Source organism: Flavobacterium sp. 9, assembly GCF_002754195.1.
Lineage (GTDB): Bacteria > Bacteroidota > Bacteroidia > Flavobacteriales > Flavobacteriaceae > Flavobacterium.
Genome location: NZ_PEEU01000001.1, coordinates 3,535,227 through 3,549,620, shown reverse-complemented (window position 1 = coordinate 3,549,620; position 14,394 = coordinate 3,535,227). Strand labels below are relative to the sequence as shown.

General features: G+C 33.2%; 10 protein-coding genes. 4 read left to right on the top strand and 6 right to left on the bottom strand.

Going from position 1 to position 14,394, the window contains the following annotated elements; genetic code table 11:
- Nucleotides 1-11: 11 nt before the first annotated feature.
- From CLU81_RS14670 to CLU81_RS14655, 4 genes are all read right to left on the bottom strand, one after another.
- Nucleotides 12-3,053 carry a SusC/RagA family TonB-linked outer membrane protein gene (locus CLU81_RS14670; protein ID WP_233209714.1) on the bottom strand — a complete coding sequence of 1,014 codons (3,042 nt, stop codon included), beginning with the start codon at nucleotides 3,051-3,053 and terminating at the stop codon, nucleotides 12-14.
- A gap of 304 nt (nucleotides 3,054-3,357) precedes the next feature.
- Entirely contained in the window at nucleotides 3,358-4,215 is an 858-nt protein-coding gene (locus CLU81_RS14665; protein ID WP_099710487.1) for an ROK family protein, read from the bottom strand.
- An 18-nt stretch (nucleotides 4,216-4,233) separates the two neighbouring features.
- On the bottom strand, nucleotides 4,234-5,493 hold the full coding sequence (locus CLU81_RS14660) for an MFS transporter (RefSeq protein WP_099710486.1): 1,260 nt from the start codon (nucleotides 5,491-5,493) through the stop codon (nucleotides 4,234-4,236).
- 138 nt (nucleotides 5,494-5,631) lie between these two features.
- On the bottom strand, nucleotides 5,632-8,244 hold the full coding sequence (locus CLU81_RS14655) for a sugar-binding domain-containing protein (RefSeq protein ID WP_099710485.1): 2,613 nt from the start codon (nucleotides 8,242-8,244) through the stop codon (nucleotides 5,632-5,634).
- A 384-nt stretch (nucleotides 8,245-8,628) separates the two neighbouring features.
- Here CLU81_RS14655 and CLU81_RS14650 point away from each other — a divergent pair, with 384 nt between their 5' ends.
- The gene (locus tag CLU81_RS14650; protein WP_099710484.1) at nucleotides 8,629-9,792 is read left to right on the top strand and encodes a XylR family transcriptional regulator; all 1,164 of its coding nucleotides are present in this window, start codon (nucleotides 8,629-8,631) and stop codon (nucleotides 9,790-9,792) included.
- 17 nt (nucleotides 9,793-9,809) lie between these two features.
- Here the strand turns inward: CLU81_RS14650 and CLU81_RS14645 are convergent, their stop codons facing one another.
- Together CLU81_RS14645 and CLU81_RS14640 are read right to left on the bottom strand one after the other, a co-directional pair.
- Entirely contained in the window at nucleotides 9,810-10,769 is a 960-nt protein-coding gene (locus CLU81_RS14645; protein WP_099710483.1) for a tetratricopeptide repeat protein, read from the bottom strand.
- 59 nt (nucleotides 10,770-10,828) lie between these two features.
- Nucleotides 10,829-11,305, bottom strand: a complete 477-nt coding sequence (locus tag CLU81_RS14640) for a TspO/MBR family protein (protein ID WP_099710482.1) — start codon at nucleotides 11,303-11,305, stop codon at nucleotides 10,829-10,831.
- A gap of 156 nt (nucleotides 11,306-11,461) precedes the next feature.
- Between CLU81_RS14640 and CLU81_RS14635 the strand changes: the two genes are divergently transcribed.
- From CLU81_RS14635 to CLU81_RS14625, 3 genes are all read left to right on the top strand, one after another.
- Nucleotides 11,462-12,550: a diphosphomevalonate/mevalonate 3,5-bisphosphate decarboxylase family protein gene (locus CLU81_RS14635; RefSeq protein ID WP_099710481.1), complete on the top strand. Its 1,089-nt coding sequence runs from the start codon at nucleotides 11,462-11,464 to the stop codon at nucleotides 12,548-12,550.
- 177 nt (nucleotides 12,551-12,727) lie between these two features.
- Nucleotides 12,728-13,666 (top strand): mevalonate kinase, encoded by a 939-nt coding sequence (locus tag CLU81_RS14630; RefSeq protein WP_099710480.1) that lies wholly within the window; start codon nucleotides 12,728-12,730, stop codon nucleotides 13,664-13,666.
- Nucleotides 13,667-13,740: 74 nt separating this feature from the next.
- The gene (locus CLU81_RS14625) at nucleotides 13,741-14,331 is read left to right on the top strand and encodes a DUF502 domain-containing protein (protein WP_099710479.1); all 591 of its coding nucleotides are present in this window, start codon (nucleotides 13,741-13,743) and stop codon (nucleotides 14,329-14,331) included.
- The last annotated feature ends 63 nt before the right edge of the window (nucleotides 14,332-14,394 follow it).

Below are 14,394 nucleotides of genomic sequence, written 5' to 3'. Positions count from 1 at the left end.
AGTTTTTAAAATTAGAATGTTACGTTAAGTCCAAAAGCAATACCTTTTGATCTTGGGTAAGCCAGATAATCCATACCTGCAGAAGGAACCCCGTTAACTTGTTTATTAATATCTACTTCGGGATCAAATCCGGTGTAATTTGTAAACAATAACAAGTTTGAACCGTTTGCATAAACACGTACATTTTTGCATTTTATTCTTTCAACTAAAGGTCCTGTAAAAGTGTATCCAAACGTTAATTCTCCCATTCTTAAGAAATCTCCTTTTTGCAAAAATTTAGTCGAAGGCGAGTTTGGATCTCCTTGCGCTTGTTCCGAATATGCTGCTTTTTCAGTAACATTTCGACCTCCTAAAAAGGCTCCTTTAAAGAAATACGCATTTTGAGTATTATCATAAATATAATTTCCTGCAACTCCGTAGAATGAAACTACTGCATCAAATCCTTTGTATTTAAATGTTGATGAAAATCCATAATTTATTTTTGGCAACGGCTGTTTGTTCAATAATTGTTTAGACGCATCTCCAAGCCCTGCTGGCTGTCCTGCAGCATTCGTATAAATAGAATTTCCGCTGGCGTCATATCCCTTGAAATCATATAAATAATAAGAATAAAGCGGTTTATTATTCGTGATTACTTGTGTATAAGCGCCATCTAATCCTTGTCCGTTTAAACCTCCTGTTCCAACAGTTCCGCTAAAGTTTTTCATTTCGTTTTTAAGGAATGAAGCGTTTGCGCCAATTTCCCAAGACATATTTTCGGTTTCAATAATTTTATAATCCAAACTAACTTCAAGTCCCTGATTGATTAAGTTTCCTGGTAAGTTTTTGTTACGCGGCGTATTTGGTCCCGGTTGCGTTGATGCTTGTGGAACCGGAAAAATTAAATCTTTTGTATCTCTGTAGAAATAATCTATTGTTCCTGTTAATCTGTATTTAAGCAAAGTAAAATCAGTTCCAATTCCCCATGATTCTGTAGTTTCCCATTTCAGATTATCATTGGCATTTGTATCGATATTCAAGTTTCCGTTATTACCATAACTCGCCCTTCCGATTGCGGAGTTTGGAGCAAATTCCTGATTTCCTGTAATTCCCCAGTTTGCTCTGATTTTTAAATTATTAAGAGTTCCATCTTTATCCTGAAACAAGTTATCGGCAAAACCTATAGACGGAAATGTTCCGTATTTATTATTCGCTCCCAATTTTGTAGATCCATCTGTACGAACAGTTGCTGTAATTACATATTGTTTGAAAAAAGTAGCATCAGCTCTGGCGTAAAAAGATTGCAATTCTGAAGCATTTTTAAAAGAACTGCTTCTAAATTCATTTTGAAGTCCGCCTTCGATATTATCTATCAAATTGGTTTGTGCCAAGTCATATCCTTTGCCCGAAGTTACAAAACCACTTGCCAGATAATAGTAATAAGAATATCCAACTAAAGCATTCAGGTTAAAATTATCGCTGAATTTATTGGTATAGTTTATATTGTTCTCGAATGTTTTATTGAAGTTATTAAGTCCTTGAATAGACGCTGTTCCGTATTTTGTAACTGCAGGATCTGATCCCGGAACTGTTCCAAAAAATGCTTCACCTTGAATTTGCATCGTTGGTAAAATCTGGCTTTTTCTTGTAGATGCTGAAGTTTCTATTCCAAATAAGAAATTGTATTTAAAATGACTTCCCAAATTAAGTACGGCATTTATGCTTCCTAATAATTTACTTGTATTGGTATAATCTTTATAAGAATCCAGCAATTGTACCGGATTTAGATACGTTTCGCTTACTACATTATAATGTCCGTCGGCATTATAAATTGATCGCGTTGGATTCCAGTATAAAGCAGATCCAATAACGTTACCAATATAACTGGCATTATTTGTTATCAAAGTAGTTTCATCATTTATACCTGCGTAAAGCAATTTTGTATCTACCTTTAATACTTTATCAAAGAAATTATTGGAGTTAAAAAACGAAATTGTGTACTTGTCTAATCCTGTATTTTTTACAATTCCTTTGTTGTTACTCGTAGAAAAAGATACTCTGGTGCTCGAATTTTCGCTTGACGAATTAAAAGATAAACTATTGTTTACTGCTAATCCATTTTGCAAAACAGCATCTTCCCAATTGTAATTTCTTCCTCCATAATCCTGATTATTAATTGCCGGAGTTCCTGCAACAGGATCTGCAGGTATTGATGGTACGCCCGCAGCTTTGCTTGCCGCAACAAACTGATCAGCATTCATTACATTAAAATTTCCTGCTTTTCTGCTAAATTGTGTTGAGGTACTAAAGTTGAATTCCGGAACATTTGATTTTCCTTTTTTAGTCGTAATAACGATTACACCATTTGCTCCACGCGCACCATAAATTGCTGTTGAAGAAGCATCTTTAAGAACAGAAATAGATTCGATATCGGCTTCATTTATAAAGTTCAAAGGATTTTTTGCCGAAGACGTTCCCAATAAATCAGCTCCTTCTGCAGAAACATCGCCTCCGCTTAACGGAACGCCATCTACCACAATTAAAGGTCCGTTTCCAGAACGAACGGAAGAAGATCCACGAACACGAATCGTAACTGCCGAACCTGGTTCTCCGCTGCTTTGTGTTATTTGTACTCCGGCTACTTTTCCTCTTAACAATAAAGCTGGCGAAGTATTCGAAACTCCGTCAAAATCTTTAGACGAAAGTACATCTACTGCTCCCGTCAAATCTTTCTTTTTTGAAGTTCCGTAACCCACGACTACAACTTCGTTTAGTTCGCTTCGATCTTGCGCCATTACTACATTTATCTTGGTTTTTCCGTCAACATTTACTTCTTGATTTTTAAGACCAATGTAGCTAAAAACTAAAACAGCTCCTTTGCCAACATTTTTAATTGTAAATCTTCCGTCAAAATCAGTTTGAGCCTCATTTTTGCTTCCTTTTACTATAATCGAAACGCCGGGAAGCGGGCCGTTAGAATCTGAAACCAGCCCTGACACATCTTGCGAATACATCAAACTGGTACATAGCATGGTTATAATAACCATTAAGCCTTTTTGTAGACTATTTTTCATCGTAATATCTTTTTGGTTAATAATTTTGGTTTTTGTTTAGTTATTTTTTTAATAGATTTAATTTTTAAAATGTTTATTAAATATGCCAATCAAGAGTTGAAAGTCTGCAATTTGTGCTGTTAGGCACTAAATATTGGTAGAAATTAAGTTCGTAATGTGTTGGCGTGCCGTAGGTACGCAATAGTTATCGTTTTGTTGCGTACCTACGGCACGCTAAATTTATTCCTGTTCCTATTTTCTACCAATATTTAGTGCCTAAAGGCACATCTAAACTCTTGATTCGCATTATAATTTTTGATTGAAACTAAGCTGTTTCTAGGTTAAAATTGTAAACTAATGCTGCGGCACCTAATACAGCACTATTTTTAAGTTCTGATTTTTCGATTTTGAGTTTTTTGAGCTCAACAGGAAACATAAAATCCTGAAGTCCCTGCCAAACGGCGTCAATAAAAAACTCGTAAGCGTTACTAATAGATCCTCCCAGAATTATGGTTTCAGGATCGTAAGCGTATAAAACTATTTTTACAACCTCAGAGAGATTTTTACCGTAATCTTTAAAAATTTGTAAAGCTTCCGGATCTCCTTTTTTGGCTTTCAAATAGAGTTCTTCTCCATCTAATCCGCGGGAAATAAAAAATTCACTCGCACAATATTGTTCTATAATTCCATCTTTATACGAGATGCTTCCTATTTCTCCGGCTCCTGTATTTACGCCTTGATATAATTTGTTTTCGATAATGATTCCGCTGCCAAGACCTGTTCCTATTGTTACTCCAACAAAATTTGCAGTGTCAACTCCTTTTCCGAAGAAATTTTCCCCAAGCGCAAAACAATTCGAATCATTATTGACATATACAGGGATTTTAAAATGATCTTCGAGTATTTTTTTTACATGAACTTCTTTCCACGACGGTATTGCAACAACATCATATACAATTCCTTCTTTCCAATCTACGACGCTTGGCACTCCAATACCAATACCTTCGCAACCAGGTTGATAAACTTGTTCTATGGCTTTTATTAATCTGTCCAAAACTACTTTTTCAGATTCTTTGGCGGGTGTATCTAATATGCATTCGGAAATTATTTCTTTTCCTAAAATTAGGCTAGTGTGGATTTTTGTCCCTCCCATGTCAACGCCTATGATCTTTCTTTCCGACATCTTTACTACTTTATATAATTATTGATTTTCTTTTGTTTTCTTTAAATTTATTGTGGCATTATTTACCAATGGTTTAGCCCAAAAACCAATGCTTAAGATGTATCCAAGTGTGATATACAAAGTCGTCATTGCGTATTTAAGTCCAATTATATCGCCCAGTTTCCCAATGATTAATGACATTACTGCTCCACCAACAATTCCCGTACATAAAATTCCTGAGAAAGCGCCATGATTGTTTTTAAGAGAATTTAAAGCCAATGAAAAAACGACAGACCACATTACCGAAAGTGCAAAACCGGAGATTGGAAATGCATAAAGAGAAATTTTGGCTGAGCCAAATAATGCTAGCGTAAGACATATAATTGCTCCGGCTGCAAATAAAATAAGCACTTTACGACTGTCCAGAAATTTCAATAAAACCAAACCTAAAAGACATCCTGCAGTCAAAAGTCCCCAGAAATAAGCGACAGCTTCCGCACCAACCGTTTGAGGCGAATAACCATGATAATCGCTTAGAAATTTTGACATCCAATTGGCAATTCCTTGTTCTGTTCCTACATATGCAAAAGTTCCAAAGAAGAATAAAAGCACGGTTTTATTTCGAAGTAAATCTTTGTAAACGCTCCAGGTTCCGGCTTTTTCGGTTTCTTCTAATTCAAATTTTGGAAACTTAAAAAGTAAAATAATTAGCACCATTGCAAGTGCTGTTATGGCAAAAATCCAATATAAGGAAACCCAATTCAGATTTGCAGGAACCAGTTTTGACAAGATTTCCAGAAACTCATTTGAATTTGTTTCGTCATGTTTGATGTTGGTAACCAAATAACTATAAACAAGCGGACTTAAAAAAGAAGCTAATCCAAAGAATAATTGTGCCATTACAGAATTGAACGCAAAATGTTCTTCTCCGCCCGAAACTCTCAACAACGGATTAATCGCAACTTGCAAAGCTGCCATTCCAATCCCGATTAAAAACAAAGAAACCAGCGCCATAGAATAATATGGAAACAACCCAAATAATAGCGAACCTAATGCGGCTATCAGAAATGAAAATGCCATTACTTTTTTCTCTCTGTATTTTTCGAGCAAAACTCCCGCTGAGGTTGACATTACGCCATAAGCCGCAAAAAACGAGAACGGAAGAAAACCAACCATACCAAGCGACAAATGGTAACTATTGATAATATCCGGAATTAAAGGTCCCATTATGTTAGTCAAAAAAGAAATAACAAAAAAGGTCAAAAACACCAATCCCACTGTTAATTTACTCGTTTTCATTTGTTTGTTTATTTATTAAAAATTTAGATTTGGACATGAGTTTTCCTCTTGAAGAAGAAATATTTTTTTTGAGATCTCTAATTCGTGTAATTTCTAATAGCTCTAATTCGGCTATTTATATAAATGATCCTGATGTTTTTAATCTACATTCCAGCCTTTGTATTTAAAAACAGGTTTTTCGCCTTTTAGAGCAGAAATCGGAAAAGTAACCTTGATTGTTCTGCTTTCTTTTGGCACTAATGAGATATAATTGTCGTCCCATAAAACCGGAACTATTGATTTTCCTGAAACATCTCCGGCAATATTCAACTCAATTAAAAACGCGATAGCATCTGATGGATTTTTGAGTTTTATGGTAACCTCATATTTATCGTTTTCCTTTTTAATCGTGTGTTGCGCTTCAATTTTTACTTTTGGTAATTTATCCAAATCTTTAAAATCAGCGTGTTCCATTAATGGCGTATGTATCCAATCTGATTTTTTAAAATCAAACACATCTTTTTTAGTCGATAACCAATAAAAATTGTCTGCGATCGTTTTTCCTTTTTCGTCTAATAAGTTCATTTTCAAAAAATAAATCTTAGAATATCCTTTATCATCTGGTAAATCAAAAGCTTTAACCGAAGCATTTCCTTCAGCAGAAACTGTTTCTTCTTTTTCGAAAATTACTTTTCCATTGAAATCATATATTTTTAATTGAGCTTTTAAATTTTTAGTTTTCTCAGGATTTAGATTGCTTACATAAACGGCATTATCTCCATAATTGTAGGCAATGTTTACCGGACGTGCGCCTAATCTTGCACCATAAAAAGCAGCATTTGGCAATAAATTATAATCCCAGAATTGCCAGATTAATTTTGGCCAAGGCGAGTTAAACATCCATTGAACAATTCCTGTCGTGTTGCTTCTGTTTATGGCAAAAGCTTCATACATGGAACGCATCGATTCTAAATTTGACGCCTGACTTTTAAAAGTAAAATCTTCTACATTATTCTGAATTCCGTATCTATTATTGAATGCACTTGTGTAACGATCAAGCGTTTGAAATTCATTTCGCCCACAATGAAAATCCCAAGTCGAATTGATTGGCCATAATTTATCTTCAGGAATCATACTTTTTACAACTTCAAGCGAAGGAACTTGCGGCCCCGGACCTGTTTCTGTATTAAATCCAAAAGCTCCGCCATTTTCTGTATCCAAAAACCAATAATTTGGCGAAACATATTCATAAGGACCATTCATTTTTACGCCCGTTTTTCCGGAAATCGAACTATCCATTCCTTTACAAGACATTAAAAGCGGTCTTGAAGGATCAACTTCTTCAAAAAGAACATTATATTTTGCTTCCAATTCCGGACGCGGTAATTTGTCACTTCCCATAACCCAAACAAAAATACTTGGGTGATTTCTTAACCAATTCACGTGATCGCGCGTATAATTAATTATAAGATCCATGTCTTCAGGAGTTTTAATCGACATGAAATCATCTTCAGGTTTGTCAAGATAACCTTTCCATTCCCATTGACAGCTCCATCCTACCATCATCAAAAGTCCCATTTCATCCGCCATCTCATAGATTCTCTCACTATTTCCCCAAAAGCCTTCCATCCTAATCGTATTCATGTTAGTTTGTTTTACATATTCTAATTGTGCTTTTACTTTTTCTTCGGTATCATTCAGGAACATTCCGTCGACCCAACCGCCGCCTTTAATTAGAACTTCAACACCATTTAATTTATAACCTCTATATCCTTTTGCAGTCAAATAATCCTCGACTTCACGTATTCCGAAATTTGTAGATTTTGAAAACGAAACTTTATTATTGGTTTCAATAGACATTGTTAGATTATACAAATTTGGTTTTCCCAATTCATACGTCCACCATAAACGAGGATTCTTGATTTTTAACTGTTTGAATTCCGAAGATTTAAAAACAATTACTCTTTTTTCTAAAGGCTGAAGTTTAATTTTCTTTTCGAAATTGATATTTTCGTTTTTCCCTTTTACAACCGTTTCTACAACTTCATTTGTATTGTTTACCGCTTCCGCAGAAATTTCTAAATCAGCACTTTTAAAACCTTTTTTATCAATTTTTGAAGTCACAAAGATGTTATTCAAACTCGTTTTATCCGAAATTTTAAGTTTGACAGGTCTCCAAAGTCCCAATTCACGATCCGGAGCCATTGGCGCCCAATCCACAAAACCAATAGAAGGTTCATGTGTTTTTTGATTAAAAACTTCCACAGCCAAAACATTCTTTCCCTTTTTTACATGTTTTGAAATATTCAAATCAAATATTCTAAAACCTCCAAATAAACTATCGGCAGAAGCTATTTGTTTACCATTTAACCAAACATTTGCACGATAATTAATTCCTTCAAATATTAATTCTGTGTTTTTTGAAGCATCTTCAATAACAAATTCGTTTCTATACCACCACGGAACTCTAAATCTTGTCGTATCAACTTTACTGATATTCTCTCCCATAAAAATATCCGAATACTCATTATTGGCAATTAAAGACGCCATTACAGTCGCCGGAACGGAAGTTTTGTACCATTTTGAAATATCAAAATTTGCCTGAGAAATTTTATCTCCCGTAGTATTTATTTTTGCTGATGATTCTATATTCCATCCTTCTTTTAGTTGTTGTTCAAATTTTACATTTTGAGCACTTACAGTAATTAAACTGCAAATAGCCCATAAAAGGAATGAAATCATTTTACCATTAGGATAATTTATATTCTTCATAATTTTTCTTTTAATCTAATCGAAAGATTAATGTATTGGTTAACAAAATTTAAGGTTTAAAACGTTTTAAATCTTCTGGTTACCTAATAAAATTCATCATTTTTTTACTACAAAACTCCAAATGGTATATTTTACCAAAAGCAGTAAAAAAAATTAAATGCTTTAAAAAAGAGTTAAAAAAACTAATATTTAAAACGTTTTTATGTTTTTTATTAAAAACCACGAAACAAAAATAGACTTGTATTTTAATTGATAATGGTATATTTGCGATAATTAATCTTCATTTTGCGAATATTTACAATTCCAGAATTCAAAGTGTATTATAAGTTGTTTCCAGATTTTATTTTAATGTAAAGCGTTCAATTCCAATTAATATCTAATAAAATGACACCGAAAGTATTACTGTTAGTTAACTTTTCTGAAGAATATGGACGCGGACTTTTAAACGGAATTGCGAAGTATTCCCGACTATTTGGTCCGTTTAACTTTTGCCGAATTCCAATTGTAAGCGGAAATAAAAAGGAATTAAAAAATGCGATTTCATGGGCAAAAACCTGGGGCGCAAATGGAATAATCGCTCAAATTGAAAATGAACAAGTATTCGAAAAACTACTTTCGTTAGACATTCCAATTATTGCACAAGACACAAATGAGCGTTTTATTGGGATTCCGAATATTACCGGACTTTATAAAGAAACGGGGCAAATGGCGGCTTCTTATTTTATCGAAAAAGGGTTTAAAAACTTTGGATTTTATGGTTTCGATAATATCGTTTGGTCTCGCGAAAGATGTGAAGGTTTTTGCGAAAAAGTAGAAGAATTTAATTTTAATGTTCATATCTACCAACATCAAAAAGAAGAAACTCCGCCATTGTGGAGTTACAAAGAATCGCAATTGGCAGATTGGCTAAAGGCATTACCAAAACCTATCGCCATTATGACTTGCGATGATAATCAGGGACAACATGTTACAGAAGCTTGCAAAGCGGTTGGAATAAATGTTCCTGAACAAGTTTCTGTACTTGGCGTCGACAATGATTTGAGTATTTGCAATCTCTCCGATCCGCCTTTATCGAGTATTTCCTTAAATACTGAAAAAGCAGGTTTCGAAACTGCACAACTTCTTAGCAAAATGATGGCGAATAAAGATGGTATTTATAACGATATTCAGGTCGAACATTTGCAAATAATCACCCGAAGATCAACTGATTTTCTGGCTGTAAATGACAAAGAAATAAGCAAAGCGCTTCATTTTATCTATTACAATTATAAAGAAAGAATATCTGTAGACGATGTTGTAAATGCAACGGCATTATCGCGAAGAGTTCTGGAAAAAAGATTTCAATTGGTTTTAAAACGAAGTATTCTTGACGAAATAAACACACTTCGAATCAAACAAGTAAAACAGCTTTTAATCGAAACAGAATTATCAATTACCGAAATTTCAGATGTTTGCGGATATACCGATATTAAAAATCTTTCGAGATATTTCAGCCGTCATGAAGGTGTTAATCCTTTAGAATTTCGAAAACTAAAACAGCCGAAATGATTTAAAAAACGAATAATTTAAGTTGAGATATTAGCCTTTTTCAATTTTCGAAAAAGAATAATACAATAGATTAATAAACTCAGGAAAAGAAGAGAGACAACAATCAAACTAATTACAACAGCATCGATTTGATATCCTTCTAATCGAAATGAACCACCTTTTTGCATTTCAAGTTCTTCAGCTTTACTCGAATAATAATTCACCCATTTCTCATAACAAAGTATTGTTCTCTTGTTTATCAATTCCTCTTGAAATCCATATTTCTTTGAAAGTTCATAGATTTGAGAAGCAGACAAATAATCTTTATTTATTATTGCAATATTTCCTAACTCAAAAAGCAATATTGAAATAACTTTATCTTTAGGTTTTATAAAAGTGATACGCTCGTTTAATTGATAATACAACGCTTTCTCTAAATCTTCTAACTCTTTCTTAGATAGTTTTGTTTTTGGAATTGCATCTTCACCAAAACTCTCATTTATAAAAAACTGTCCCGTAATATTTTCAATCTTTGTAACTTTTGTCTCCAATATCCTTAAATGCAGCCATTCTGAACCTTTATGAGATTCTGGATTAATTTGAATTGATTTTTTTATCCATTCATAAGCTTTCTGATTTTCTCCCATTAACTCATAAAGAGTTCCAAGATTTGAAGCCGTAGAATATCGGTTAGGTTTTATTTTTTCAATCTCTAAATATAATTTTAAAGCTTCTTGATATTTTCCACTAATAATTAATACATATCCTTTGTCAGACAAATAATCAATGTCATTTGTTTTTTTGTATTCATCTTCAAGATCCTGAATCAATTTTGAAAAATTCTCTACATTAAACGTATGTCCAACAGGAATTAATTCATGTTCGTCATAATAAATTTCAACTCCATTTTTCAAAACCTTAGTATCTCCATTTAAGCAAGCAAATCCCTTAAACGAAATTAAAACCAACACAATAACAAAAGCCTTGAATGTATTCATAAAGTAAAATGTATTGATTAAACCTGAAACTAAAAAACTTGAAACCTAAAACAAAAATTTTATCTATTCAACCACCAAATACTGGCGTTCAAAATTCCTGCAAAAGCAACCCAAGCCATATATGGAATCAATAAATTTCCGGCAATTTTATTGATTTTGACGAATTTAAAATACGTTTCATAAATGAACAGCCATAAAAGTGCAATTTCTATGAAAGCCAACATCGGGTTTTTTAATCCGAAGAAAATATATGACCAAATCGCATTCAAAGTCAGCTGAATCAGGAAGAAACCTAACGCTTTTTTTACCTCTTCGTTTTGTTCTTTTATTTTATCCCAAACTAATCCTGCTGCAACTGCCATAAAAATATAAAGCAATGTCCAAACCGGCATAAAAATCCAATTTGGCGGATTAAAACTTGGTTTTATAATTGTTGGATACCACGTTTCAACACTTGGTCTTGTTACAACACTTGCTGAATATCCTACCATTAAACAAATTACTAGAGCGATTGCGATTTTTACTGTCTTGTTCATCTTCCTACTGATTTTTTTTCCAAAAATAGTTAAAAAGAAAGGTTAAACCATATAAGTAATGTAAGTTCATTTTAGTCTAAGCCAAACTTATAATTTCTGCTATTACTTATATGGTGAAATATTTTAAAAACTATCTTTGCCAAAATTTTATAATTCATGTTTACAGCAACTGATTTTATTCCTAAAAAATATACTTCGACCATCGAAAATGGAAATTTTGAATGGAGCGCTCCCAGCAATATTGCATTAGTGAAATATTGGGGAAAAAAAGACAATCAAATTCCGGCAAATCCTTCGGTGAGTTTTACGCTAAATAATTGCAAAACGATTACAAAATTAGGTTTTGAAAAAAGAGATAATCCAATCAATAATGGTTTTTCGTTCGATTTGTTATTTGAAGGAAAACCAAAAGAAGATTTCAAACCAAAAATTCAGAAGTTTTTAGAACGAATTGAAGTTTATTTGCCTTTTTTGAAAGAATATCATTTTACAATTGATACTAAAAATACGTTTCCGCACAGTTCCGGAATTGCTTCTTCGGCTTCAGGAATGGCAGCTTTGGCAATGAATTTTATGAGTTTAGAAAAAGTATTAAATCCAGAAATGACAGAAGAATACTTTTATCAAAAAGCATCATTTTTAGCACGTTTAGGTTCTGGAAGTGCTTGCAGAAGTGTAAAAGGAAATGTTGTTGTTTGGGGAAATCAAGCAAATATTGAAGGAAGCTCTGATTTATTTGGAGTTGAATTTCCATACCAAATCCATGAAAATTTCAAGAACTATCAAGATACTATTTTATTAGTTGATAAAGGCGAAAAACAAGTCTCAAGTACTGTTGGACATGATTTAATGCACAATCATCCTTATGCCGAAAGACGTTTTGCTCAGGCACATGAAAATCTGGATCAATTAATTGCCATTTTCGAAAGTGGAAATTTAGAAGAATTCATTAAAGTTGTAGAAAGCGAAGCCTTGACTTTGCACGCTATGATGATGACATCGATGCCGTATTTTATTTTGATGAAACCAAACACGTTGCAGATCATAAATGCCATTTGGAAATTCAGAAATGAAACACAAATTCCGGTTTGTTTTACGCTTGATGCCGGAGCAAATGTTCATGTTTTATATCCCGAAAACGTTAGCGAAAAAGTACTTCAATTTATTCAGGACGAATTAGTTGTATTTTGCCAGAATGGTCAGTACATTTGCGACGAAATTGGGAGCGGTTCAATTGCATTATAATTTTCCGTATCTTTAATTAAAATTTTGATTATGGACATTGAATTAGAAAAAATCGAAGTAGCAAAATTGATTATGGAATGTAATAACCCCGTAATTTTAAGAAAAGTTCGAGAGATTCTGGAAAAGGGATTAAATAAATAATCTTCTACATAAAATAAAGAAAGACATAAAATAAACATGAAAGGACCATTATTTTACTCAAAAATATTACTCTTTGGAGAATACGGAATTATTCGTGACTCTAAAGGACTTTCTATTCCTTATAATTTTTACAATGGCGCATTGAAGAAAATCGAAGATCCTTCGGCAGAAGCAATAGCATCAAATGCAAGTTTAAAACGTTTTGCATCTTACCTTGAAACGCTACAAACAGAACAACCTGAATTGGTTGCTTTTGATTTGGCAACTTTAAAAAATGATGTTGAAACCGGAATGTATTTTGACTCAAGTATTCCGCAAGGATACGGAGTTGGTAGTAGTGGCGCTCTTGTTGCTGCTATTTACGACAAATATGCTACACACAAAATAACCGTTTTAGAGAATTTAACTCGTGAAAAACTGTTACAACTTAAAAATATATTTGCTCAAATGGAGAGTTTTTTCCACGGAAAAAGTTCTGGTTTAGATCCTTTAAACAGTTATTTGAGTATTCCGATTCTTATTAATTCTAAAGATAATATTGAAGCAACAGGAATTCCAACTCAAAGTTTTGACGGAAAAGGCGCTGTCTTTTTATTAGATTCTGGAATTGTTGGAGAAACGGCTCCAATGGTAAACATTTTTATGGAAAACCTAAAAGACAAAGGTTTCCGTACGATGCTTAAAAATCAATTTGTAAAATATACTGACGCTTGTGTTGAGAACTTCTTACATGGCGACATGAAATCTTTGTTTACAAATACTAAAAAGCTTTCAAAAGTCGTTTTAAATAATTTCAAACCAATGATCCCGGAACAATTTCACGGAATCTGGCAAAACGGAATTGACACAAACGATTACTACCTAAAACTTTGTGGTTCTGGCGGTGGTGGATATATCTTAGGTTTTACCGAAGATTTAGAACGTGCAAAAGCATCTTTGAAAGACTACAAATTAGAAGTAGTTTATCAATTTTAAATATCAATCTTCTTAAAAAGATCCTTATTTGAATAGACTTTCCTAAAAATATTAACCCTAAAAACCTATTGAATATGAAGAGTATTTTACAGATTATTAAGGCAACTTTTTTAGGAGGAATTTTATTTTTAGCACCGTTAATTCTGCTTTTGGTTCTTTTAGAAAAAGGCTTTGGCATTATTCAAAAAATCACCAATCCTATTATTAATCACTTTCCGAAAGTGAAGATTTTAGGATTAGCAATTGAAGAAGTTGTTGCCATAGTTATTATACTTTTCATTTGCTTTACGGCTGGCTTAATTGCCAGAACTGCATATGCTCAAAAGTTAATACAAAAGCTGGAAGATGGAATTTTGAGCTTTGTTCCTGGTTATTCTTTTATGAAAAGCATGAATGAAAGCATAATGGGATTTGAATCCAATCAGGATTTAAAAGTAATTTTGGTTCCAACAGATGCAGGTTGGCAATTTGCATTTCTTATAGAGCAAATAAACGAAAATAACTTTTCGGTTTTTGTTCCCGATGCTCCAAATCCGTGGAGCGGTTCTGTTGTTTTTGTAGAGAAAAAAGACATTAAAGAAGTCGATATGACTCAAAAACAAGCTTTGGCCTGTATCCGAAAATTAGGCTTTGGCGCTAAAGAGCTATTAAAAAATAAACTTTGATCTTAAGGTTCCTTCAACAAAAAACCTTAAATTACACCTCAATCTCAAAAACTGAAATTAAAA